The organism is Streptomyces shenzhenensis (assembly GCF_003688995.1).
GTDB classification, from domain to species: domain Bacteria; phylum Actinomycetota; class Actinomycetes; order Streptomycetales; family Streptomycetaceae; genus Streptomyces; species Streptomyces shenzhenensis_A.
Window position 1 is genome coordinate 25,656 of record NZ_PENI01000003.1, and the last position, 23,019, is coordinate 48,674.

22 protein-coding genes are annotated in these 23,019 nt (G+C 71.7%); 15 read left to right on the plus strand and 7 right to left on the minus strand.

From position 1 onward, the window contains the following. Positions 1-307 precede the first annotated feature (307 nt). The 7 genes from CTZ28_RS05620 to CTZ28_RS05650 all read left to right on the plus strand — a co-directional run bounded on the left by CTZ28_RS05620 (position 308) and on the right by CTZ28_RS05650 (position 6,892). Positions 308-1,444 carry a ParA family protein gene (locus tag CTZ28_RS05620; protein WP_121888134.1) on the plus strand — a complete coding sequence of 379 codons (1,137 nt, stop codon included), beginning with the start codon at positions 308-310 and terminating at the stop codon, positions 1,442-1,444. Continuing rightward, positions 1,429-2,028 (plus strand): hypothetical protein, encoded by a 600-nt coding sequence (locus CTZ28_RS05625; protein ID WP_121888135.1) that lies wholly within the window; start codon positions 1,429-1,431, stop codon positions 2,026-2,028. The genes CTZ28_RS05620 and CTZ28_RS05625 overlap by 16 nt, the downstream gene beginning before the upstream one ends. A 396-nt stretch (positions 2,029-2,424) precedes the next feature. Next, positions 2,425-3,360 carry a segregation and condensation protein A gene (locus tag CTZ28_RS05630; protein ID WP_121888136.1) on the plus strand — a complete coding sequence of 312 codons (936 nt, stop codon included), beginning with the start codon at positions 2,425-2,427 and terminating at the stop codon, positions 3,358-3,360. Beyond that, complete coding sequence (gene scpB / locus CTZ28_RS05635) at positions 3,357-4,007, plus strand: SMC-Scp complex subunit ScpB (protein ID WP_121888137.1); 651 nt, start codon at positions 3,357-3,359, stop codon at positions 4,005-4,007. Before CTZ28_RS05630 ends, scpB begins: the two co-directional genes overlap by 4 nt. Positions 4,008-4,019: 12 nt before the next feature. Next, entirely contained in the window at positions 4,020-5,084 is a 1,065-nt protein-coding gene (locus CTZ28_RS05640) for a pseudouridine synthase (RefSeq protein ID WP_121888138.1), read from the plus strand. Positions 5,085-5,156: 72 nt separating this feature from the next. Beyond that, positions 5,157-5,876: an NUDIX hydrolase gene (locus tag CTZ28_RS05645; protein WP_121888483.1), complete on the plus strand. Its 720-nt coding sequence runs from the start codon at positions 5,157-5,159 to the stop codon at positions 5,874-5,876. Then, positions 5,873-6,892 (plus strand): ADP-ribosylglycohydrolase family protein, encoded by a 1,020-nt coding sequence (locus CTZ28_RS05650; protein ID WP_121888139.1) that lies wholly within the window; start codon positions 5,873-5,875, stop codon positions 6,890-6,892. The genes CTZ28_RS05645 and CTZ28_RS05650 overlap by 4 nt, the downstream gene beginning before the upstream one ends. Here the strand turns inward: CTZ28_RS05650 and CTZ28_RS05655 are convergent. Further along, a complete protein-coding gene (locus CTZ28_RS05655) occupies positions 6,889-7,593 on the minus strand; it encodes a nucleotidyltransferase domain-containing protein (protein WP_121888140.1) in 705 nt (234 codons plus the stop codon). The genes CTZ28_RS05650 and CTZ28_RS05655 overlap by 4 nt on opposite strands. Before the next feature lie 22 nt (positions 7,594-7,615). Beyond that, on the minus strand, positions 7,616-8,098 hold the full coding sequence (locus tag CTZ28_RS05660; RefSeq protein ID WP_121888141.1) for a Rieske (2Fe-2S) protein: 483 nt from the start codon (positions 8,096-8,098) through the stop codon (positions 7,616-7,618). A 261-nt stretch (positions 8,099-8,359) separates the two neighbouring features. Between CTZ28_RS05660 and aroH the strand changes: the two genes are divergently transcribed. From aroH to der, 5 genes are all read left to right on the plus strand, one after another. Beyond that, a complete protein-coding gene (gene aroH, locus CTZ28_RS05665) occupies positions 8,360-8,722 on the plus strand; it encodes a chorismate mutase (RefSeq protein ID WP_121888142.1) in 363 nt (120 codons plus the stop codon). Continuing rightward, positions 8,719-9,813, plus strand: a complete 1,095-nt coding sequence (locus CTZ28_RS05670; RefSeq protein ID WP_121888143.1) for a prephenate dehydrogenase — start codon at positions 8,719-8,721, stop codon at positions 9,811-9,813. Before aroH ends, CTZ28_RS05670 begins: the two co-directional genes overlap by 4 nt. Before the next feature lie 85 nt (positions 9,814-9,898). Then, positions 9,899-10,579 (plus strand): (d)CMP kinase, encoded by a 681-nt coding sequence (gene cmk / locus CTZ28_RS05675; RefSeq protein ID WP_121888144.1) that lies wholly within the window; start codon positions 9,899-9,901, stop codon positions 10,577-10,579. Then, positions 10,576-11,250, plus strand: a complete 675-nt coding sequence (locus CTZ28_RS05680; protein ID WP_121888145.1) for a lysophospholipid acyltransferase family protein — start codon at positions 10,576-10,578, stop codon at positions 11,248-11,250. The genes cmk and CTZ28_RS05680 overlap by 4 nt, the downstream gene beginning before the upstream one ends. 62 nt (positions 11,251-11,312) lie before the next feature. Then, on the plus strand, positions 11,313-12,794 hold the full coding sequence (gene der / locus CTZ28_RS05685) for a ribosome biogenesis GTPase Der (protein ID WP_121888146.1): 1,482 nt from the start codon (positions 11,313-11,315) through the stop codon (positions 12,792-12,794). An 87-nt stretch (positions 12,795-12,881) separates the two neighbouring features. Here the strand turns inward: der and CTZ28_RS05690 are convergent, their stop codons facing one another. Both CTZ28_RS05690 and CTZ28_RS05695 read right to left on the minus strand, forming a co-directional pair. After that, complete coding sequence (locus tag CTZ28_RS05690; RefSeq protein WP_121888147.1) at positions 12,882-13,298, minus strand: hypothetical protein; 417 nt, start codon at positions 13,296-13,298, stop codon at positions 12,882-12,884. 119 nt (positions 13,299-13,417) lie between these two features. After that, the gene (locus CTZ28_RS05695) at positions 13,418-14,203 is read right to left on the minus strand and encodes a hypothetical protein (RefSeq protein WP_121888148.1); all 786 of its coding nucleotides are present in this window, start codon (positions 14,201-14,203) and stop codon (positions 13,418-13,420) included. A 541-nt stretch (positions 14,204-14,744) separates the two neighbouring features. Between CTZ28_RS05695 and CTZ28_RS05700 the strand changes: the two genes are divergently transcribed. Continuing rightward, positions 14,745-15,380: a LysM peptidoglycan-binding domain-containing protein gene (locus CTZ28_RS05700; protein WP_121888149.1), complete on the plus strand. Its 636-nt coding sequence runs from the start codon at positions 14,745-14,747 to the stop codon at positions 15,378-15,380. A gap of 621 nt (positions 15,381-16,001) precedes the next feature. Here the strand turns inward: CTZ28_RS05700 and ctaD are convergent. Then, positions 16,002-17,681, minus strand: coding sequence for an aa3-type cytochrome oxidase subunit I (ctaD, locus tag CTZ28_RS05710; RefSeq protein WP_121888150.1), 1,680 nt, complete (start codon positions 17,679-17,681; stop codon positions 16,002-16,004). Positions 17,682-18,093: 412 nt separating this feature from the next. On the opposite strand from ctaD, the gene CTZ28_RS05715 reads away from it, so the two are divergent. Further along, positions 18,094-18,309 (plus strand): I78 family peptidase inhibitor, encoded by a 216-nt coding sequence (locus tag CTZ28_RS05715; protein ID WP_121888151.1) that lies wholly within the window; start codon positions 18,094-18,096, stop codon positions 18,307-18,309. 52 nt (positions 18,310-18,361) lie between these two features. On the opposite strand, the gene CTZ28_RS05720 is transcribed toward CTZ28_RS05715, so the two are convergent. Both CTZ28_RS05720 and CTZ28_RS05725 read right to left on the minus strand, forming a co-directional pair. Continuing rightward, a complete protein-coding gene (locus CTZ28_RS05720; protein ID WP_121888152.1) occupies positions 18,362-19,378 on the minus strand; it encodes a phosphatase PAP2 family protein in 1,017 nt (338 codons plus the stop codon). A 238-nt stretch (positions 19,379-19,616) separates the two neighbouring features. Next, positions 19,617-20,894, minus strand: coding sequence for a glycosyltransferase family 39 protein (locus CTZ28_RS05725; protein WP_121888153.1), 1,278 nt, complete (start codon positions 20,892-20,894; stop codon positions 19,617-19,619). A 263-nt stretch (positions 20,895-21,157) separates the two neighbouring features. Between CTZ28_RS05725 and CTZ28_RS05730 the strand changes: the two genes are divergently transcribed. Continuing rightward, the gene (locus tag CTZ28_RS05730) at positions 21,158-22,759 is read left to right on the plus strand and encodes an MFS transporter (protein ID WP_121888154.1); all 1,602 of its coding nucleotides are present in this window, start codon (positions 21,158-21,160) and stop codon (positions 22,757-22,759) included. Positions 22,760-23,019: the final 260 nt, after the last annotated feature.

A 23,019-nucleotide genomic window follows, 5' to 3' on the forward strand; every position in this document is an offset into this window, starting at 1 on the left:
GCCGGATGTGTGTATGGTCACTTTGCGGCTCTCGGTCAACTCGCCTCGAACGTAACCCTTCGACCGATTCGTACACGGGTGAAACCTGCTGTGCGACGGCCGTACGCCCTTGACAGAGGGATGTTTCATTGCCGACACATCCTGCCGGGTCCGGCGGATTGTGTTGCTGCGGACCGCCGACACGCCATAGAGTCGCCAACCGTCGGCATGGTGCCACGCTGACCTGTCTAGAAGTTCCCTGGTCACCAAGGAGGTAAGACGACTTGTGAATGAGTCGACATTTTCTCCCGGGGGTGGTCAACCAGGAATGCCTGTACGGGGCCGGGGTCCCGCGGGGTTCGAGGCTGTCGGCTCCGTCGCCGTGCGCACCTTCGCAGCCCACCAGAGTCACCGGATTCCTGGGGTGACTCAGCCAGCACACCAGAGCATGGATGGCCATCACGTGAACGCCATGGCCGGCGACGGAAGTGGCGCGCCCCACAACCACTTCGCCGACTACGACGAACTGCCCGACGGGCACTTCTACGACCCTGACGCCGAGTACGAGCCCGACCCCGAGTACGCGGCCACGCTCGCGCCCGACGCTGCCCGCCAGCGCCGCGAGCGCATCGGCCCGACCGGGCGTCCGCTGCCGTACTTCCCGATCCCGGGTCCGCTGACCGACCACGGACCCGCGAAGATCATCGCGATGTGCAACCAGAAGGGCGGCGTCGGCAAGACCACGTCGACCATCAATCTGGGTGCCGCGCTCGCGGAGTACGGCCGGCGCGTACTGCTCGTGGACTTCGACCCGCAGGGCGCGCTGTCGGTCGGTCTCGGCGTCAACCCGATGGAGCTCGACCTCACCGTCTACAACCTGCTCATGGAGCGGGGCATGTCGGCGGACGAGGTCCTCCTGAAGACCGCGGTCCCCAACATGGACCTGCTCCCGAGCAACATCGACCTGTCGGCCGCCGAGGTCCAGCTGGTCTCCGAGGTCGCCCGCGAGTCGACGCTGCAGCGCGCCCTGAAGCCGCTGCTGCCCGACTACGACTACATCGTGATCGACTGCCAGCCCTCGCTCGGCCTGCTCACCGTCAACGCCCTGACGGCAGCACACAAGGTCATCGTGCCGCTGGAGTGCGAGTTCTTCGCCCTGCGCGGGGTGGCGCTGCTCACCGAGACCATCGAGAAGGTCCAGGAGCGGCTCAACCCGGAGCTGGAGCTCGACGGGATCCTCGCCACGATGTACGACTCGCGCACGGTGCACAGCCGCGAGGTGCTCGCGCGTGTCGTCGAGGCGTTCGACGACCACGTCTACCACACGGTCATCGGCCGCACGGTCCGCTTCCCGGAGACCACGGTCGCCGGTGAGCCCATCACCACGTACGCCTCCAACTCCGTCGGTGCCGCCGCCTATCGCCAGCTCGCCAGGGAGGTGCTCGCCCGGTGTCACGCCGAGTGAGTCTGCCCGGGGCCGACGAACTGTTCCGTACGACAGGGGGGATGGCGCTCCAGGCGTCCACTCCTCGGCGCCAGGCCAACGGCGAGGCCCGGGTGCCGGCTCCCGCGGGGGAGAGCGACGCGGCCGCCGCCGACGACGCGCCGCAGTCCGTGCCCGTGCGGGGCGGCGACGGTGAGGGCGCGGAGCATGTGGCGGCGGAGGCGGAGCCGGCCGACGCCGGCGCGTCCCGCAGCCGCACCGCCGCGGAGCGCTCCGCGCGGCGTCAGGCGGTGCAGGAAGGTTCTTCTGCCGCTTCCGCCTCCGCCGCCTCTGCTGCTTCCGCCGCCGGTCAGCAGTCGCGCAAGCGTGGACGTGCCGCTGCGCGGCGGCCCAGTGGGCGCGAGCGGCACGACGAGAAGATCACCGTGTATGTGTCCGCCGAGGAACTGATGGACCTGGAGCATGCGCGCCTGGTTCTGAGGGGCGAGCACGGGTTGGCTGTCGACCGTGGGCGCATTGTGCGTGAGGCGGTCGCCGTGGTGCTGGCTGATCTGGAGTCTCGGGGGGATGCGAGTATTTTGGTGCGGCGGTTGCGGGGGCGCTGAGCGCTTGGCTTGGGCCGTGAGGGGTTGTTGTTCGTCTGCGGCGCCGTTGTGGCTTGTCGCGCAGTTCCTCGCGCCCCTGTGGTGGTGGCGGTTGTTGGTTGTCTGCGGCGCTGTTGTGGCTGGTTGCGCAGTTCCCCGCGCCCCTTTCGGTGGTGGCGGTTGTTGGTTGGGTGCGGTGCCGTTGTGGGTGGTTGCGCAGTTCCCCGCGCCCCTGGCGGTGGTGACGGGTTGTTGGTTGTCTGCGGCGTCGTTGTGGGTGGTTGCGCGGTTCCTCGCGCCCCTTTTGGTGGTGGCGGTTGTTGGTTGGGTGCGGGTTCTTCGTGGTTCGGTGGTCTGTGTTCCTTTGGGTGGGCTGGTGGGGTTTGCTGGGGTGCTTGGAGGTAGCCTGCGGGGGTCATGACCTCGAACGAGTCTTTTGCCCGTGGCGCATCCGTCGGCCGTCGGCGTGCGCTGGGCCGGGGTCCGGGCGTCGCGCCGCCGGCCGATGTGGCCGAGCCGGAGTTCGATGAGCCTGCCGTCGCCGACGGTGTGTTCAAGGTGCGGCTCGCCAACTTCGAGGGGCCCTTCGATCTGCTGCTCCAGCTGATCTCGAAGCACAAGCTCGACGTCACCGAGGTCGCGCTCTCCAAGGTCACCGACGAGTTCATGGCGCACATCCGGGCGATGGGGCCGGACTGGGACCTGGACCAGACGACCGAGTTCCTGGTCGTGGCCGCCACCCTGCTCGACCTGAAGGCGGCCCGGCTGCTGCCCGCAGCCGAGATCGAGGACGAGGCTGACCTCGCCCTGCTGGAGGCCCGCGACCTGCTGTTCGCCCGGCTGCTCCAGTACCGCGCGTACAAACAGATCGCCGACATCTTCAACCGCCGGCTCGTCGAGGAGGCCCGGCGCTACCCCCGTACCGTGGGCCTCGAACCGCACCACGCCGAACTGCTGCCCGAGGTCGTCATCAGCATCGGCCCCGAGGGCTTCGCCCGGCTCGCGGTCAAGGCGATGCAGCCCAGGCCGAAGCCCCAGGTGTACGTCGACCACATCCACGCGCCGCTGGTCAGCGTGCAGGAGCAGGCGGGCCTCGTGGTCGCCCGGCTCAGGGAACTGGGCGAGGCCAGCTTCCGGGCCCTCGTCGAGGACACCGACGACACGCTCACCGTGGTCGCCCGCTTCCTCGCCCTGCTGGAGCTGTACCGCGAGAAGGCCGTGGCCCTGGACCAGGAGACCGCGCTCGGCGAGCTGATCGTGCGCTGGACCGGCGGCGACGGCGACGACGCACCGACGGTGACGGACGAGTTCGACCGGCCGCCCGAGGAGCCCAAGGAGGAGAAGAAGGCGTGAGCGAGGACACCAGCGGGCTCCCGGCGGGCGCGCCCACCGTCGCGGACCTCGATCTCCGGCCCGCCCTTGAGGCGGTGCTCATGGTCGTGGACGAGCCGGCGACCGAGGAGCACCTCGCCAAGATCCTGCAGCGGCCCAAGCGGCAGATCGGGGACGCGCTGCGCGCGCTGGCCGACGAGTACACCATGCAGGGCCGCGGCTTCGAACTGCGGCTCGTCGCCGGTGGCTGGCGCTTCTACACCCGCCCCGCGTACGCGGCCGCCGTCGAGGGCTTCGTCCTGGACGGCCAGCAGGCCCGGCTCACCCAGGCCGCGCTGGAGACCCTGGCCGTGGTCGCCTACCGCCAGCCGGTCAGCCGTAGCCGCGTCTCGGCCGTACGCGGTGTCAACTGCGACGGTGTCATGCGCACCCTCCTGCAACGCGGTCTGGTCGAGGAGGCGGGCACGGAACCCGAAACAGGTGCGATCCTGTACGGGACGACGAACTACTTCCTGGAGCGGATGGGCCTGCGCGGTCTGGACGAGCTCCCGGAGCTCGCGCCCTTCCTCCCGGAGGCGGAGGCGATCGAGGCCGAGACCCAGGAGGGCGTGCCGTCGTTCGACCCGGACGCACCCGATGCGCCCGGCGGTCAGGACGCAGACGACTAAGACGGAATTTTGATGCGAAGCAGCGGCAGCGGCAGGAACGGCGGGCGCGGCAACCACCGCGGTGCCGGCAACAACAGGGACGAGCGGCAGGGGCAGGGCCGTCCCCGCAAGCCCCGCCCCGAGGAGCGCCGCTACGACGTCGGCCCCGGCGCGACGAAGGACGGCCCCCGGTCCGGACGCGGCGGTGCCGCGCGCGGTGGCGCCAAGGGCGGGCCCAGGCAGTCCCAGCAGCGCGACGGGCGTACCGACCCGGGACGTTCCCGCGAGTACGAGGTACGCGCCGAGGAGCGCAACCGCGAGCGGTATGCCGACAAGAAGGACGTCAAGCCGCCCAAGACCTTCCCGGGCGCCGAGCAGGAGGGCGAGCGGCTGCAGAAGGTGCTCGCGCGCGCGGGCTACGGCTCCCGCCGGGCCTGCGAGGAGCTGATCGACCAGGCCCGCGTCGAGGTCAACGGGGAGATCGTCACCGAGCAGGGCAAGCGCGTCGACCCGGAGAAGGACGAGGTCAAGGTCGACGGGCTGACCGTCGCCACGCAGTCGTACCAGTTCTTCTCGCTCAACAAGCCGGCCGGCGTCGTGTCCACCATGGAGGACCCCGACGGCCGCCAGTGCCTCGGCGACTACGTCACCAACCGGGAGACCAGGCTCTTCCACGTCGGCCGGCTCGACACCGAGACCGAGGGCGTCATCCTGCTCACCAACCACGGCGAGCTGGCGCACCGGCTGACCCACCCCAGGTACGGCGTGAAGAAGACCTACCTCGCCGCGATCGTCGGCCCGATCCCGCGGGACCTGGGCAAGCGCCTCAAGGACGGCATCCAGCTGGAGGACGGGTACGCGCGCGCGGACCACTTCCGGGTGGTCGAGCAGACCGGCAAGAACTACCTGGTCGAGGTGACCCTGCACGAGGGCCGCAAGCACATCGTGCGCCGCATGCTCGCCGAGGCCGGCTTCCCGGTGGAGAAGCTGGTGCGCACCGCCTTCGGCCCCATCACCCTCGGCGACCAGAAGTCGGGCTGGCTGCGCCGTCTGTCGAACACCGAGGTCGGGATGCTGATGAAGGAAGTCGAGCTCTGAGGGCCTGACGGCTTGTGCACCGGGCAACCCCCTCTTTATAGTCGTGGTGACTATTAAAAGGAGGGGGTGTCGGTGCAGGGCTACGACAAGCACGCGTACGAACTCTTCGCCGTCACCGTCGACCTGGCGGTCCTCACCGTCCGCGAGGGCGCCCTGCACGTACTGCTCGTCGAGCGCGGGCAGCAGCCGTACGCCGGCCGCTGGGCACTGCCCGGCGGCTTTCTGCTGCCCGACGAGTCGGCGGAGACCGCCGCCCGGCGCGAACTGGCCGAGGAGACCGGGCTCGGCGACGTCACCGGGCTGCACCTGGGGCAGTTGCGCACCTACAGCGAGCCCGGCCGCGACCCGCGGATGCGGGTCGTCTCGGTCGCCTTCACCGCGCTGCTGCCCGACGCCCCCGAACCCCGCGGTGGTGGCGACGCCGCCCAGGCCCGCTGGCTGCCGTACGACGCGGCCCCGCCGCTCGCCTTCGACCACGGCCTGATCCTGGCCGACGCCCGCGAGAGGGTCGGCGCCCAGCTCGAACACACCTGTGCCGCCACCGCCTTCTGCCCGGCCGCCTTCACGCTCGGCGAGCTGCAACAGGTCTACGAGGCGGTCTGGGGCAGCACGCTCGACCGCGCCAACTTCCGCCGCAAGGTGCTCGCCACGCCCGGCTTCGTCGAACCGGCCGCCGGAGCCGCCCGGCTGACCGGCGGCCGCGGCAAGCCGGCCGCCCTCTACCGCGCGGGCGGCGCCACCACCCTGCACCCGCCCCTGCTCCGACCGTCCAGGGAAGGACGTTCCGCATGACCGGCACCGTCTCCAAGCGCGCCGCCACCGGATCCCTGCTGGGCCTCGCCCTCGGGGACGCGCTCGGCTTCCCCACCGAGTTCGACGACGTCCCGTCGATCCTCGCCAAGTGCGGTCCCTGGCGGGAGATGGAGCTGCCGCACCGGGCCTTCGTCTCGGACGACACACAGATGACGCTGGCCCTGGGGCGGGGGCTGCGCACGGCCATGGACCGCGGGGTGCTCGGGCCGAAGCGCCTGGAGCGGCCGCTGCGCGAGGAGTTCGTCGACTGGTACCAGTCGCCGGAGAACAACCGGGCCCCGGGCCGTACCTGTCTGACCGCGTGCAGCCTGCTGAAGGAGGAGGGGCGCGGCTGGCAGGAGGCCAGCCAGCTCGGCTCCAAGGGGTGCGGCGCCAACATGCGGGTGGCGCCCGTCGGGCTCGCCCCCGGGCTGAGCGACGAACAGCGGGCGGGCGCCGCCCAGTTGCAGTCCGCGCTCACCCATGGCCACCCCACGGCACTGGCCGCCTCCGACCTCACCGCTCGCGCCGTACGGCTGCTCGCCCAGGGCGCCGAGCCCGCCGGACTGGTCGGCCTGCTGCGCGCGTACGCCCGCGACAACCGCACCCGCTACCACCACGCCTGGCTCGGCGACCTGTGGACCCGCGCGCAGGACGCCACGCCCGAGCAGTTCGTCGCGCGCGGCTGGGACGAGTGCCTGGCGATCCTTGACCGCATCGAGGACGCCCTGCGCACGCCCGCGCCGGAGACCGACCCGTGCCTGGCCACCGGGGCGGGCTGGATCGCCGAGGAGGCCCTGGCGACCGGCCTGCTGTGCTTCCTGCTCTTCCCCGAGGAGCCGGTCACCGCCCTGCGCCGCGCCGCCTGCTCCAGCGGTGACTCCGACTCCATCGCCTGCCTCACCGGGGCCTTCGCGGGCGCCTGGCTCGGCACGGACGCCTGGCCGCCGGAATGGACGGACCGCATCGAGTACCGGACAGACCTCCTCACACTGGGCGCGCTCTGGGACGATTAGCCCGTGACCGGCGGACTCGCGTGCAGGGCTGAGGTGCGGCGGGTCCGGGACAGGAAGTCCGCCACGCGGCGGTGGTCCGGTTCTGCGGGGAGCGGGGTGCCGAGTGCGGCCCGTTCGGTCTCCGCGGCCAGGCGGGTCATCCGGGCCTCGACCTCCGGCCACGGGACCTCGCCGCGCCGCACCGCCAGCAGGGCATCCCGCCGGTCGCCGACCTCGACCGTCAGCACGCCCGTGCGCAGCAGATCGCGGGCGGTCGTGAGCAGGCGCAGCAGATGCATCGCGTGCTTCCAGCGCGGTGCGCCGCGCCCGCGCAGGTCGGCTTCGAGCTTCCTGCGCTGGCTCAGGGCGTACCGCGTGAACGAGTCGTACACCTGGCGGGAGAGGAACGCCCCGCGCAGCGCCAGCAGTTCGCGGCCCGTGTCGTCCAGATGCGCCACCAGCGGCGAGTGCAGGCACTCCAGGACGTTCGGGTTCGCGCGCAGCGCCAGCCCGCAGAAGCGCTCCAGCTCCCAGCTGAACTGCTCGGGCGCCGGGCCCGCCACATGCGTCGGCGGCTTCTCGAACCGCCAGAACAGGGGAGTGGGCGCCAGGAACACACCGCGCCGGTCGGTGTCACTGGCGTCGGTCGCGAGGCCGAAGGCACGGGAGCCCATCACACAGGCGTAGATCGTGTGGTCGCGTACCAGGTCCAGGGGCTGCATGCCCGGGAGGGTACGCGTCCGGTCACGCCAGGCGGATCGAATTTCCCTCCACCGTGATGCTCTCGGCGGGCAGCGGCCGGGTCGCCGGGCCGTGGGCCACCGAGCCGTCGGCGATGTGGAACCTGCTGCCGTGACAGGGGCAGTCGATGGTGCCGTCGGCCACCTTGTCGACCGTGCAGCCGCGGTGGGTGCAGATCGCCGAGAAGGCCTTGAAGTCGCTCTGCGCCGGCTGGGTGACCACGATCTTCTGCTGGGCGAAGACCTTGCCGCCGCCGACCGGGATGTCGCCGGTGCGCGCCAGCTCCTGGCCCGCGGCGCCCGCGGACGTGGGACTGCTCGTGGGGCTGCCGGTGCCGGTGGGGGCGGCCGTGGTGGAGGGCGCGCCGGCCGTGGTGGGGCTCGTGGCCGAGGACGATCCGCCCTCGCCGCCGCAGCCGGCCGCGGTCGCGGCGATCGCCGCCGCGCCCGTAGCCAGAACCGTGCGCCGCGTCGAGTCGTGCGTCATGTCGTCACTCCGAACGTGCGGGAGGACCGGGCCGCAGCCGGGTCGTGGGGGAGTCGCTCCGAGCGGAGCAGGAGCATCTTGGCATCGAAGGCACCCCCGAAGCGGCAATTCATGATGAAGCGCGCTAAAGGGCGCATTTCCCTCACCCGATAGGGACAGCTCGTCTCAGCGGGCGAGCGGCGCGCACCCGGCGGACGGCGGCTGACTAGGCTGGACGGTCAAAGAGCCGATACATCACTCATCCGAGCAAGGAGCAGCGCCGTGGCGGTACGAGCGGTCCGGGGGGCCGTCCAGCTGGAACGGGACGAGGCCGGCCACATGGACGAGCAGGTGGGGTCCCTGCTCACCGCCCTCCTGGAGCGGAACGGGCTGACCGCCGACGACCTGATCAGCATCTGGTTCACGGCCACCCCCGACCTGCACAGCGACTTCCCGGCCGCCGCCGCCCGCAAGCTGGGCATCGCCGACGTACCGCTGATCTGCGCCCAGGAGCTGGACATCGAGGGCGCCATGCCCCGGGTGGTCCGCGTCCTCGCGCACATCGAGACCGAGCGGCCCCGGGCCGGCCTCGCCCATGTCTACCTCGGTGCCGCCGCCGCCCTGCGCAAGGACATCGCCCAGTGAGGACCGCACTCGTCATCGGCACCGGGCTCATCGGCACCTCCGCCGCGCTGGCCCTGACCCAGCGCGGCGTCGTCGTCCACCTGGTGGACCACGACCCCGGGCAGGCGCGCACGGCCGCCGCGCTCGGCGCCGGCACCGACGAGGCCCCGGACGGCCCCGTCGACCTGGCGATCGTCGCCGCACCGCCGGCCCATGTGGCCGCCGTTCTCGCGGACGCCATGCGCCGCGGCGCCGCCCGTGGCTACCTCGACGTGGCCAGCGTCAAGGGCGGCCCGCGCCGTGAGCTGGAGGCGTTGGGCCTCGACGACGCCGCCCTGTCCCGGTACATCGGCACGCACCCCATGTCGGGCCGGGAGCAGTCAGGCCCGCTGGCGGCGAGCGGCGATCTGTTCGAGGGCCGCCCCTGGGTGCTGACCCCCACCCGGGACACCGACACCGAGGTGCTGAACCTCGCCCTGGAACTGGTCTCGCACTGCCGCGCGGTGCCGGTCGTCATGGACGCCGACGCCCACGACCAGGCCGTCGCCCTGGTCTCCCACATGCCCCATCTGATCTCCAGCATGGTGGCTGCCCGCCTGGAGCACGCCGAGGAGGCCGCCGTACGGCTGTCCGGACAGGGCATCCGGGACGTGACCCGGATCGCCGCCTCCGACCCCGGGATGTGGATCGACATCCTGTCCGCGAACCCGGGGCCGGTCGCCGATCTGCTCGCCGACGTCTCCGCCGACCTCGACGAGACGGTGCGCGCCCTGCGCGCCCTGCAGTCCTCCGACGAGACCAAGCGGCAGCAGGGCACCGCCGGCGTCGAGAAGATGCTGCGGCGCGGCAACGCCGGCCAGGTCCGGGTGCCCGGCAAGCACGGCAGCGCTCCGCGCCTGTACGAGACGGTCGCCGTGCTCATCGACGACCAGCCGGGCCAGCTGGCCCGCATCTTCGCCGACGCGGGCCGGGCGGGCGTCAACATCGAGGACGTACGGATCGAACACGCGACCGGTCAGCAGGCGGGTCTGGTGCAGCTGATGGTGGAGCCGAAGGCGGCGCCCGTGCTGGCGGCCGCCCTGCGGGAGCGGGGCTGGGCGATCCGGCAGTAGGCGGCCGGACGAGTGACATTCACCCAGTAACCTTGTCCAGGGCGGTCTCACGCCCCGCACCCCGGACCAGGAAGGCGTCCTCACCGTGGAAAGCGCTCCGCCCGTAGTCGTCGCGATCGACGGCCCCTCCGGCACGGGCAAGTCGAGCACCTCGAAGGCCGTGGCCGCCCAGCTCGCTCTGAGCTACCTGGACACCGGGGCCCAGTACCGGGCCATCACCTGGTGGATGGTGAGCAACGGCATCGACCTGGAGGACCCCTCGGCGATCGCCGCCGTGGCCGGCAAGCCGGAGATCGTCTCCGGCACCGACCCCGGCAACCCCACGATCACCGTGGACGGCATGGACGTGGCCGGGCCGATCCGCACCCAGGAGGTCACCGCCAAGGTCAGCGCCGTCAGCGCGGTCCAGGAGGTGCGCACCCGGATCACCGAGCTGCAGCGCGCGCTGGCCGGCTCGGCGGAGCGCGGCATCGTCGTCGAGGGCCGCGACATCGGTACGACCGTGCTGCCCGACGCCGACCTGAAGGTGTTCCTCACCGCCTCCCCTGAGGCGCGGGCCGCCCGGCGCAGCGGCGAGCTGAAGGGTTCGGACGTGCACTCGACCCGCGAGGCGCTGCTGAAGCGGGACGCGGCCGACTCCAGCCGCACCGCCTCGCCGCTCGCCAAGGCGGCCGACGCGGTCGAGGTGGACACCACGGAGCTCACGCTGGCGCAGGTCATCGAGTGCGTCGTCACACTCGTCCAGGAGAAGCAGGCCGGGAAGTGACCGCAGCTCCAGCGAGCGGGGCGCCCTCCGCCCGGGGCGCCGAGGTCGGCCGGCGCATCGGCGTCGGGCTCATGCACGGGCTGTGGCGGCCGCGGGTGCTGGGCGCCTGGAAGGTGCCCGTGAGCGGTCCGGTGATCCTCGCCGTCAACCACTCCCACAACATCGACGGGCCGATGGTCATGGGCGTGGCGCCCCGGCCGACGCACTTCCTGATCAAGAAGGAAGCGTTCATCGGCCCGCTCGGCAACTTCCTGACCGGCATCGGCCAGCTGGAGGTGGACCGGGCCACCGCCGACCGGACGGCGATCACCCGGGCGCTCGGTGTGCTGGCGGACGGCGGCGTGCTGGGCATCTTCCCGGAGGGCACCCGGGGCGAGGGCGACTTCGCCTCGCTGCGCGCCGGGCTCGCCTACTTCGCCGTCCGCAGCGGGGCGCCGATCGTGCCGGTCGCCGTGCTGGGAAGCACCGACCGCCGGGGACGGTTGATAACCGCGCTGCCCCCGCTGCGCTCCCGCGTCGACGTCGTCTTCGGCGACCCCTTCCAGGCCGGTGACGGCAGCGGGCGGCGGACCCGCAAGGCGCTCGACGAGGCCACCGAGCGCATCCAGAAGCAGCTCAGCGCGCATCTGGAGAGCGCCAGGCACTTCACCGGCCGCCGGGCGACACTTTGAGTAGTGGATCTCCGTGAGCACGGAGATCCACCGATCACCACGATGAACGAGGTACGGACTTCATGAACGACCAGATCCAGCCCGACGGCTCGGCCGAGCACGAGTACGAGCACGGGGCGCTCGGCGACGCCGAGTACGCGGAGTTCATGGACCTCGCCGCTGAGGAGGGCTTCGACGTCGCGGACGTCGAGGGCGCCATCGAGGCCGCGGGTCACGGTCCGCTGCCCGTGCTCGCCGTCGTCGGCCGCCCCAATGTCGGCAAGTCGACCCTGGTGAACCGGATCATCGGCCGCCGTGAGGCGGTCGTCGAGGACAAGCCAGGCGTGACCCGCGACCGGGTCACCTACGAGGCCGAATGGGCGGGCCGCCGCTTCAAGGTCGTCGACACCGGCGGCTGGGAGCAGGACGTCCTCGGCATCGACGCCTCCGTCGCCGCGCAGGCCGAGTACGCGATCGAGGCGGCCGACGCGGTCGTCTTCGTCGTCGACGTCAAGGTCGGCGCGACCGACACCGACGAGGCGGTCGTACGGCTGCTGCGCAAGGCCGGCAAGCCGGTCGTGCTGTGCGCCAACAAGGTCGACGGCCCGAGCGGCGAGGCGGACGCCACCTATCTGTGGTCGCTCGGTCTCGGCGAGCCGCACCCCGTCTCCGCCCTGCACGGCCGCGGCACCGGCGACATGCTGGATGCCGTCCTGGAGGCACTGCCGGACGCGCCCGAGCAGTCCTTCGGCGGCGCGCTCGGCGGCCCGCGCCGCATCGCGCTGATCGGCCGCCCCAATGTCGGCAAGTCGTCCCTGCTGAACAAGGTGGCAGGCGAGGAGCGCGTCGTCGTCAACGAGATCGCCGGCACCACCCGCGACCCGGTCGACGAGCTGATCGAACTCGGCGGCACCACATGGAAGTTCGTCGACACCGCCGGCATCCGCAAGCGCGTCCACCTCCAGCAGGGCGCCGACTACTACGCCTCGCTGCGCACCGCGGCGGCGGTGGAGAAGGCGGAGGTCGCCGTCGTCCTGATCGACGCGACCGAGAACATCTCCGTGCAGGACCAGCGGATCGTCACGATGGCCGTCGAGGCGGGCCGGGCGATGGTCATCGCCTACAACAAGTGGGACACGCTCGACGAGGAGCGCCGCTACTACCTGGAGCGGGAGATCGAGACCGAGCTGGGCCAGGTCGCCTGGGCGCCCCGGGTCAATGTCTCGGCGCGCACCGGCCGGCACATGGAGAAGCTGGTGCCGGCGATCGAGACGGCCCTTGCGGGCTGGGAGACGCGCGTGCCGACCGGCCGCCTCAACGCGTTCCTCGGTGAGCTGGTCGCGGCCCACCCGCACCCGGTCCGGGGCGGCAAGCAGCCGCGCATCCTGTTCGGTACCCAGGCCGGCACCAAGCCCCCGCGGTTCGTGCTGTTCGCGTCCGGCTTCATCGAGGCGGGCTACCGGCGCTTCATCGAGCGTCGGCTGCGCGAGGAGTTCGGCTTCGATGGGACGCCGATCCATATCTCGGTGCGGGTGCGCGAGAAGCGCGGCGCGAAGAAGAAGTAGCCCGAAGACGTCCGCACCCGAGGAACCCGCGGACGCAGCAGACGAAGGGGCGGCCCCTGTGGGGGCCGCCCCTCGCTGTCCCGGCGGTCATGCTCCCCGGCGCGGCCCGGGTGGCAGCGCGGCCCGCACCTGGTGCATTCCGTTCTCGTGCCGCCCCACCGATCCGACCCGCTGCCACTGCGCCTGCTGCTGCCCGCTGCCGTGGCGGGCGCTGTAGGCCCCGGCGCTGTAGGCGGTGTACGCGTGCGAGCCGTACGACCCCGTGCCGTACGTACCCGTCTCGTGCGCGCCGGTGCTGTGCGGGGCGAGCCCGAAGGCGATGAACTTCAGCTCCTCCTCGCCGGTGCGGTCGCCCGGCAGCGCCCGGAAGGCCTTGAGCCACTCCGCGTAGATCGAGTCGTAGATGGGCGTGGCCGAGGCGCTGCCGGGGGAGTCCTGACCGGTCCTGGCGGAGGGCACGGAGGCGAAGGACGGGAGGCGGGAAGGAACGTCATATGCGTGCACGTATGTCCAAACGACCCGGAGCTGCTGGGGATGCGGCCCGGCCGGGCCCCTTTGGGAGCGCGCGGAACTGCGTGACGAGCGACGCACCGGGCCCGGCCCTCAAGGGGCGTGCGGCGCCGTCAGGTTCCGGCCAGCGGCAGTGTGGCCGCGACCAGCTTCCCGTGCGCCGCGGCCGTGTCCAGCGCGTCCCGCAGCAGGTCCTCGCGGGGCTGGCGGCCGATGGAGCCCACGGGTGCCGCGAACATCAGCACCTGCTGGTGCTTGTTGGCGGCGGCCCGCCAGCTGTCGGTCACCTGCAGCGGCTGGTGCGCCTGCCACCAGGCGACCGGCTGCCCTCCGTTGCCGCCCGGCTGCAGGACGGCGTGCAGCTGACCCACCGCGAGCAGCACGGACCAGCCGTGCAGCACCGGCGGCACGGCGTTCAGCACGGTCAGCGGCATGAAGCCCTGCTCGATGAGCAGCGGCAGGAAGTCGTCCCCGGTCCCGATCGTGCCGGGGCGCACGATCGGCGCGGTCGGCTCCACCACGAGCGCCGGGTGCAGTTCCCCGGAGATCAGGACGAGGCCGCTGGTCACCCCGAGCACCGCCTGCTCGGGCACCGCCCGCGCCGGGCCGCCGGCGGAGGCGGCGTCGCCGCTGATGGAGCGGACCGCCCCGCGCAACTGCTCCTCGGTGACCTGGACGACCTGCGAGGGCAGGCAGCTGGCGTGGGCGAAGGCGAGGACGGCGGTCTCGTCCCCGATGAACAGGACGGTGCTGGTGCGCTCCTGCTCGGAGTCGCCCGGGGTGCGGCAGGAGGTGCAGTCGTAACTGCCCGGGGCGTTCTCTCCGGCGAGCAGCCGGTCGGCTTCTTCGTCGCCGATCTCGGCGCGTACGGCGTCGCTGACGTCGAGCATGCGCGGCACGGTGGCTCCCTCGGGATGCGGTGCGGTGTGCGACCGGGTGGCTCCCGGCCCGTGAGCCCCGGCATTCCGGGCTCATGAAGAAGACAACGGGCGACCTGTGGCGGGAGTCACGCTCCGGGGAGAACGGAATCGCACCACTCGGTGTGCCGGGTCACCCCTGGTGCGGAATCGTTCACTCCCTGTCAACTTCTTGTGAATCAAGGGGACTTGAATCGGTGAACTGGGTCACAGGTGGGTAGGGCGACGGGTCGACAAATCGGGAAATCGGCGAATGAAATGGGTGTCCGGAAATCGCTGATACCTGAGGTAACAGTCAACTGGCCTGGACGGACGAGGAGTTGGTTGAAACCGGGCCGCCCGGCTGCCTAGATTCCTCCGCCGTGTGCAGCGAGCACCGCTCGGGTACGTCCGCTGCCGCGCCGGGACCGGCACCATCACGGCACCGGTGCGGGCGGACGGGCCGGAGCGCGGTGCCCCCGCGTCCTTGCGCGGGGGCCGCGCCCCGGCTTGGGGGAGCCCGGGTCCGTGGAGAGGGAACTACATGTCCGAATGTGCCGATATAAATGCCGACATCACTCGCAACGACGTTCGTCAGGACGGCGCCCCGGGCGACAGCGCCCGCCGGGTGCGGACGGCGGCGGTCCTCGCCGGGGCGGCGCTGCTGGCCCCGCTGGGGGTACTGGCCGCGGCCGGCAACGCCGCGGCGGCGGACGGCGGAGTGTGGGACCGCATCGCCCAGTGCGAGAGCGGCGGCAACTGGCACATCAACACCGGCAACGGCTACTACGGCGGGCTCCAGTTCTCCGCCGGCACCTGGCGCGCCTACGGCGGCACGGCGTACGCGCCGACGGCCGACCGCGCCACGCGTGCGCAGCAGATCGCCGTCGCCACCAAGGTCCAGGGCGCCCAGGGCTGGGGCGCCTGGCCGGTCTGCTCGACCCGCGCCGCGTCCGGCTCCGCCGCGAGCACGCCGCAGAGTGCTCCTGCGGAGTCCGTACGGTCCACGCAGCCACGGCAGCGGGACACCGGCGATGACTACACCGTCCGCGAGGGCGACACACTCAGCGGCATCGCTGCCCGGCACGGCACCAGCTGGCAACGGATCTACGCCACCAACAAGCCCATCATCGGCACGAACCCCGACTTGATCGTCCCGGGCCAGCGCCTGGCGCTCTGAGCGAAATCCCAGCAGGGCTCCGGCGGTGACTGCTCAGGGGCGTCGCCGCCCGGCGTGGGACCGGCTGGTAGTGGGTCTACGCCGCCGACAAGGCCGTCATCGGCGGCGGACCCGGACTTGATCGTCCCGGGCCGGCGCCTGGCGCTCTGAACGGGACCCCGCCCGGTCCACTGCCCGGGCGGGGTCTTGCGCAGCGGGGGGAAGCGCGAGCGGAGCAGTGAGTGCGACGCGCCCTGCGGAGTCCTGCGGTCCACGCGACCGTGGTAGCTGGGCTCCGTCCGTTCCGTGTCCGGTGGGCATGCTCAGGGGCGTCGCCGCCCGGCGAGGGACCGGCTGGTAGTGGGTCTGCGTCGCCGACAAGGCCGTCATCGGCGGCGGACCCGGACTTGATCGTCCCGGGCCGGCGCCTGGCGCTCTGAGCGGCCCTTGCCGCCAGTCAGCGACGCGCCCCGCCGGATCCGCTACCGGGGCGGGCGGAGTCCGTGCGGTCCACGCGACCGTGGTAGCTGGGCTCCGTCCGTCCGTTCTGTGTCCGGTGGGCACGCTCAGGGGCGTCGTCGCCCGGCGTGGGATCGGCTGGTAGTGGGTCATCGGCGCGGACCCGGACTTGATGGTCCTCGGTTACATGGGCCTGGGGGTCGGTGTGGGGTGGGTGGATTCCAGGGCTGCGTATTCGGGGTGGTGGAGGTCGAACGCCGGGGACTCGGAGCGGATTCGGGGCAGGGTGATGAAGTTGTGCCGGGGTGGCGGACACGAGGTCGCCCACTCCAGGGAGCGCCCGTAGCCCCAGGGATCGTCGACCTGGACCCGCTCGCCGTACCGGGTGGTCCGCCAGATGTTGTAGAGGAACGGCAGCGTCGACAGGCCGAGCAGGAAGGCGCCGATCGAGGAGACCGTGTTCAGCGCGGTGAAGCCGTCGGCGGCGAGATAGTCGGCGTAGCGGCGCGGCATGCCCTCCGCGCCCAGCCAGTGCTGCACCAGAAAGGTGGTGTGGAAGCCGACGAACAGCGTCCAGAAGTGGATCTTCCCGAGCCGCTCGTCGAGCATCTTCCCGGTGAGCTTCGGCCACCAGAAGTAGAAGCCGGCGAAGATCGCGAAGACAACGGTGCCGAACACGACGTAGTGGAAGTGCGCGACCACGAAGTACGAGTCCGTGACGTGGAAGTCCATCGGCGGCGACGCCAGGATCACCCCGGTCAGCCCGCCGAACAGGAACGTCGCCAGGAAGCCGCACGACCACAGCATCGGCGTCTCGAAGGACAGCGACCCCTTCACCATGGTCCCGGTCCAGTTGAAGAACTTCACGCCCGTCGGCACCGCGATCAGGAACGACATGAAGGAGAAGAACGGCAGCAGCACCGCACCCGTGGCGAACATGTGGTGCGCCCACACCACGATGGACAGCCCGGTGATCGACATCGTCGCGCCGACCAGGGTCAGATACCCGAAGATCGGCTTGCGGCTGAAGACCGGGATGATCTCCGTGATGATCCCGAAGAACGGCAGCGCGATGATGTACACCTCGGGATGCCCGAAGAACCAGAACAGGTGCTGCCACAGCAGCGCCCCGCCGTTCGCCGCCTCGAACACCCGGGAGCCGAACCGCCGGTCGGCCTCCAGCACCAGCAGCGCCGCCGCCAGCACCGGGAACGCCATCAGGATCAGGATCGACGTGAACAGCGTGTTCCAGGTGAAGACCGGCAACCGGAACATGGTCATGCCCGGCGCGCGCATCCCGACGATGGTGGTGATGAAGTTGACCGCGCCGAGGATCGTCCCGAAACCGGCCAGCGCGAGCCCCATGATCCACAGGTCGGGCCCGACGCCGGGGGAGTGCGCGGCGCTGTTGAGCGGCGCGTAGGCGAACCAGCCGAAGGCGGCCGGGCCGTTCGGCACCGCCAGCGAGCCGAGCACGATGAGGCCGCCGAACAGGAAGAACCAGTACGACAGCATGTTCAGCCGCGGGAAGGCGACGTCCGGGGCGCCGATCTGCAGCGGCATGAGCTCGTTGGCGAAGCCCGCGAAGCTCGGCGTCGCGAACAGCAGCAGCATGATCGTGCCGTGCAGCGTGAACAGCTGGTTGAACTGCTCGTTGTCGACGATCTGCAGCCCGGGGCGGGCGAGTTCGGCGCGCATCAGCAGGGCCATCACCCCGCCGACCAGGAAGAACCCGAACGAGGTGATCAGATACAGGTGGCCGATCTTCTTGTGGTCGGTGGTGGTGAGCCAGTCCACGGCCACCCGGCCGCCCCGCCGGCCCGGCCCCGGGCGCACCGTCGTCGCTGCGGTCTCGGTCCCCATCGCTCGCCCCTTCGCTCGTCGCGCCGGGTCCGCCGCGGTCGCCGCCCGCCCCGCGGTGGGCCCGGCGGCGGGCATGCGGTGGGCATACGGGGATGCTGTGTCGGCGCGGTGAATTTCCTATGCGACGTCAGTTCCTGTGAACCGCTTGGATTCAGCCGGGAATGCAGCTCCTTGGTCGTCCCCGAGCGGCACTCCCGGAACTTTCCTCGGTGCTTTTCGAAGGGCCCCCGCAACACGCGGCAATTTCGTTCGAATGCGCCGGTAAGACGTAGGGAACCGCCCGTACGTGTGACGTAGTTCGACCGAAACGCATGTCGTGATTCTGTGACAGAAGCGTGACCGGAGAGGTATCCGCGGGCGCCCGCGGCCGTTCCGGCTTCCCCGGCCGCCGGACAGGGCCTAGCGTGGCCGCATGGCACCGATTCCGACTCCGCCAGCGGAGCCCAAGGACAGTCCGGAAGGGTACGTCGGCCTCGACGCGGCCGCTGCCGAGCGGTTGGCGCGGCAGCGCGGCTGGTCGACCGTGCGCTCGCTGCCGCCGGGCGCGATCATCACCATGGAGTACCGGGTGGGGCGGCTGAACTTCGAGGTGCGGGACGGCAGGGTGGCGCGCGCCTGGAAGGGCTGAGACGGTGCGGCGGCGGGTGGTCGTGCGTACCGGACCCGCCGCCGTGGCGCCGTCAGCCGCCGGTCATGGGGCGGGCCGCCGGGGCGCCGCTGCGCGGGACGCGGTCCGCGTGCGGCGGGCGGCGGCTGCCCACCGGGGTGACCGGGGTGCGCTCCGAGCGCGTGGTGTGCGGGCCAGGTGCCAGGTGGATCGGTGCCCGGGGGGCGCGGACCGAGGCGACCGGCTCGCGGGCCGCGGGCGCCTCGTCGGCGGGCGTGGTGCGCGGCTTGAGCACCACGGGCGTGACCGGGACGGCGGACGCGGGAGCCGTGCGGCCGGCGCGCCAGCGGTCGCGCAGGTCGAACAGGGCGGTCTCGGCCTTGGCGATCAGCGGCTCGAACCACGGCAGTGCCAGCAGGATCAGCAGTCCCGCGGCCCAGCCGAGGAGCACGTCGCTCAGCCAGTGCGTACCGAGGTAGACGGTGGTGAGACCGACGCCGAGCGAGGTCACCGCCGACACCGCGGACAGCCAGCGGCGCGCCCTCGGGGTGGAGGCCAGATACGCCAGGATGCCCCAGGTGACCACCGCGTTGGCGGTGTGGCCGCTGGGGAATATATCGCCGCCGAGACCCATCTCGTTGGAGCCGATCACGGTGGCGTAGTGCGGTCCGAGCCGGCCCATGCCGAGCTTCGCGGCGCCGACCGTGATGTTCAGCAGCAGCAGTGAGGTGCCGAGGGTCAGCAGCGGACGGAGCGTGTGCTGCCGCCAGGAGCGCCAGCCCAGCCAGGCCGAGACCATCACCGCGGTGGGGCCGCGCTGGCCGAGCACGACGTAGTAGTCGAGGAAGGCGTGGATCTCCGGCCATTGCTGGTAGGGCCGGAAGAACATGACCTGCCAGTCGAGCCGAACCAACCACGAGGTGGTCACCACGGCCCAGACGATCGCCAGGTAGAAAGCCAGGGTCGCGGAGAACAGAACGACCCGGTGCCGGCTCATCTTCGGCACATCGATGTGGGCCGGTCGTTCCGGCTCACGGTCCAGCCTGGCGAACACCCGGTCCAGACGGGTGAGGTTTCGTTCGGTACGCACCCAATCGACGTTACAGCGAGTGAGCTGGGTGCCCGGACGAATCAGCGGCTTTGTGATGACGATGTGATGTGGGAAACCTCTCAACTGACGGCCAATTACCGAAGATTCCACAATCCACGGACGATGCTCCGTGCAATTCCTTTGATCATGCCGGGTGTTCGTTTTACGGCGCTTATGAATTCGTTCACCGGGGCATCGGGTGAAATTTCCCTGCCGCTCACCAGGCGGCCGGGGGTGATCACGGCGGTCCTGAACCGTTCAGCCAGAACGCGCCGTAGACCGCCGACGCCACCGCGACACCGGCCGTGACCTGCACCGATCGGGATGTGGGCAGCCGCGCCAGGGACCGGGCGAGCGGCAGCAGCAGCGGGAAGGCCGGCAGCAGCAGGCGCGGCTTCGAGCCGAAGTAACTTGACGCGCACAGGGCGAGCGCGGTGACGACGCCGGTGTACACCAGCAGGGAGAGCGGCTGGCCCTGGCGTATCCCGGCCACGTACAGCCAGATCAGCAGGGCGACCCCGATGATCAGCCCAAGTCCGGCGAGGGCCGATGGAATTGACGTGAACTTGTCGGCGATGAAATGCGCGAAGGCGTATCCGCCGTCGAAGCCGTTGCGCCAGCCCGCCTGCACATCGAGGTAGCCGAGCGGGCCCCCGCCGGTGCGATGGCCGACCCACAGGACATAGCCGGCCGCCCCGAGGGGAGCGATCAGCGTGCCGAGGGCCCGCCGCCGCACAGATGCGGCCGGAGTGACGGAAGGGGCGCGTGTTGCGTCGCGCGCGCCCCTCACGCTCCGAACGCGCCGGGCGCGGGCGGCGCTTACGGCGTCGGGGGCGCATTCGTCATTGTGCGCGCCGTCCGAAGTCGAGGTGCGCCAACCTCGCACGAACGGCGCAACGGCCGCCACCCACACCGCGGCGACCACGGCGAGCCCCACCGGCCGGGTCAGCCCGGCCGACGCGGCGAGCAGCCCGGCACTCACCCAGCGCCCCGTCAGCACCGCGTACAGCGACCAGGCGGCGAGCGCCGTGAACAGCGACTCGCTGTACGCCATCGACTGCACGATCCCGACGGGCAGCACGGCCCACAGCAGGACGGCGCACACCCCCGCCCGGCGGCCGTACACCTGGTCCGCCACCGCGAAGATCCCCCAGGCCGCGGCGCACGAGGCGAGCAGGGCGACGACGAATCCCGCGTCCGCGTACGACAGCGGCGTAACCGCGTGCAGCAGCCGCTCCAGCCAGGGCAGCAGCGGAAAGAAGGCGAGGTCGGAGTGGACGTCGCCGTTCGGCAGCCGCACCTCGTAGCCATAGCCGAGCTCGGCGACCCGCGTGTACCACAGCGCGTCCCAGCGGGCGGTCAGCAGCGTGTGGGCGCTCTTGTCGCGCGCTGCGCTCCACACCGCCAGCACGACCAGGCCCAGCGCGCGGACGGCGGCGTACCCGAGCAGGGCCGGGGCCGCCCGGCGCAGCGGTGTGGCGCGAGCCGGGGTCACGCGCGTCGCAAGATCCGTCACGGGCTCGATTATCGACCGGCCGGGGAACCACGCCGCAGGCCGGGAGGCGGTCAAGGGTTTGGGGAGTGGTGTACGCCACACGGGTTGGTGTGCACGGTGAGAGGTCCGCCACGTACCACCGCGACGAACTCGCGTACGCTGGCGTGTCACTCGCGTTCGTATCGCGCGCAGCTGGAGACCCCGCTCCTCTCCGGCCGTACGGCGGGGCGTCCCCACCCCGCCGATGTACGCCGGACGCGAGGGAACTTCTTGGAGGTACGTACATGTCCGGGACGACCACGGCCGCCGCTGGGCTGCGCCGTCGGGCGGCCGGGGCCGGTGCCAACCGGTGGGTCGTCCTCGTCGTTCTCTGTGTCAGCCTGCTGCTCGTCGCCCTCGACGCGACCGTGCTGCACGTCGCGGTGCCCGCCGTCACCGAGGACCTCAAGCCCGGCGCCATCGCGCTGCTCTGGATCGTCGACGTCTACCCGCTCGTCTGCGCCTCGCTGCTGATCCTGTTCGGCACGCTCGGCGACCGGGTGGGCCGCAGACGGATCCTGCTGCTCGGCTACGCCCTGTTCGGCGTCGCCTCCGCGCTGGCCGCCGCCGCGTCCAGCGCCGAGGTGCTGATCCTGGCGCGGGCGCTGCTCGGCGTCGGCGGCGCCATGATCATGCCGGCGACGCTGTCGATCCTCCGCCAGGTCTTCCCCGACCGGCGGGAGCGCGCGCTGGCCATCGGCGTCTGGAGCGCGGTGGCCGCGGTCGGCGCGGCGGTCGGACCGCTGCTCGGCGGCTTCCTCCTGGAGCACTTCTGGTGGGGCTCGGTGTTCCTCGTCAACATCCCGCTGATGCTGGTCAGCCTGCCCGTCGGGCGGCTGCTGCTGCCCGAGTCGAAGGGGGAGCGCGACGGACCCTGGGACGTGGTCGGCGCGCTGACGGCGGCGGCCGGGCTGTTCGGGCTGGTGCTCGGCGTGAAACGGCTCGGCGGCGGGGAACCGGCGGCGAGCCCGTACACGCTGGTGCCGCTGCTCCTGGGCGTGCTGCTGCTGGTGGCGTTCGTGCGCCGGCAGCGGCGGCGCCCGTATCCGCTGGTGGACCTGCGCATGTTCGCGCGGCCTGCGTTCAGCACCGCGGTCGGCTGCATCGTGCTGGCCATGCTCGCGCTGGTGGGCCTCGAGCTGATCGCCGCACAGTATCTGCAACTGGTGCTGGGTCTTTCGCCGCTCCAGACGGGCCTGCGGCTGCTGCCGCTGACCATCGCGGCGATGGCCGCGGGGCTGGCCGGGGCGCGGCTGCTGCGCCGCTTCGGGCCCCGGCGGACGGTGTGCTTCGGCTTCTGTCTGACCGCGGTGGCCGTGCTGATGCTGACCGCGATGGGCGGCCACGACAACACCGGGCTGCTGCTGTCCGGCTTCGTCCTGCTGGGCTTCGGCCTGGAGACCACCCTCTTCGGCGCGTACGAGTCGATGCTGAGCGAGGCGCCGGCCCGGCAGGCGGGCGGGGCCGCGGCGATCGGGGAGACCTCCTACCAGCTGGGTGCCGGGATCGGGATCGCGCTGCTCGGCAGCGTGATGAACGCGGCCTACGCGCCCGGCCTCACCGCCGTGCCCGGGGTGCCCGCGCCGGCCTCCGCGGCGGCCGGGCATTCGCTCGGGGAGGCGTACGAGGTGGCGGGGCGGCTCGGCGGACCGGCCGGAGCGGCCCTGCGCCGGGCGGCCAAGGACTCCTTCGTGCACGGACTGCATGTGACATTGCTCGTGAGCGCGGGCCTGCTGCTGCTCGGCGCGGCGATGGCGCTGCGGCTGCCCCGGGCGATGCAGTGCGAGCCGGCGCCGGTGGAGCTGCCCACGCCCCGGGGAGCCGAGCGGGCCCCCGTCTCGGCGTGAAGCGCACGGCAGCGCCGGTCGGACAGCGGGGTGGACGCCGGGCGTGCCGCGTCGTAGCGTCGGGGCGGAAATGTAACTGGCGGTGCTCAGCGGGTCGAGCGAAGTCCGCTGTGGTTCGGCGGCGCCCGAAAGGGACGCGGGGCTGTATCGAGCATGCGGTTCCGCGCGCGGGAGTGGCCGGCCACGATGCCGCCGCGGCCGGCCGACGGCGCAGCACGGCGCTTCCCGCGGAGCGCTTGGTTCTGTGTCTCGGAGGGTGT

Bases quoted from the DNA above. Each gene is read 5' to 3' on its own strand.
- CTZ28_RS05620 (WP_121888134.1), top strand. From the start codon at position 308: ATGCCTGTACGGGGCCGGGGTCCCGCGGGGTTCGAGGCTGTCGGCTCC.
- CTZ28_RS05630 (WP_121888136.1), top strand. From the start codon at position 2,425: ATGACCTCGAACGAGTCTTTTGCCCGTGGCGCATCCGTCGGCCGTCGG.
- CTZ28_RS05640 (WP_121888138.1), top strand. From the start codon at position 4,020: ATGCGAAGCAGCGGCAGCGGCAGGAACGGCGGGCGCGGCAACCACCGC.
- CTZ28_RS05650 (WP_121888139.1), top strand. From the start codon at position 5,873: ATGACCGGCACCGTCTCCAAGCGCGCCGCCACCGGATCCCTGCTGGGC.
- CTZ28_RS05655 (WP_121888140.1), bottom strand. From the start codon at position 7,593: ATGCAGCCCCTGGACCTGGTACGCGACCACACGATCTACGCCTGTGTG.
- CTZ28_RS05660 (WP_121888141.1), bottom strand. From the start codon at position 8,098: ATGACGCACGACTCGACGCGGCGCACGGTTCTGGCTACGGGCGCGGCG.
- der (WP_121888146.1), top strand. From the start codon at position 11,313: ATGAACGACCAGATCCAGCCCGACGGCTCGGCCGAGCACGAGTACGAG.
- CTZ28_RS05700 (WP_121888149.1), top strand. From the start codon at position 14,745: ATGTCCGAATGTGCCGATATAAATGCCGACATCACTCGCAACGACGTT.
- ctaD (WP_121888150.1), bottom strand. From the start codon at position 17,681: ATGGGGACCGAGACCGCAGCGACGACGGTGCGCCCGGGGCCGGGCCGG.
- CTZ28_RS05715 (WP_121888151.1), top strand. From the start codon at position 18,094: ATGGCACCGATTCCGACTCCGCCAGCGGAGCCCAAGGACAGTCCGGAA.
- CTZ28_RS05730 (WP_121888154.1), top strand. From the start codon at position 21,158: ATGTCCGGGACGACCACGGCCGCCGCTGGGCTGCGCCGTCGGGCGGCC.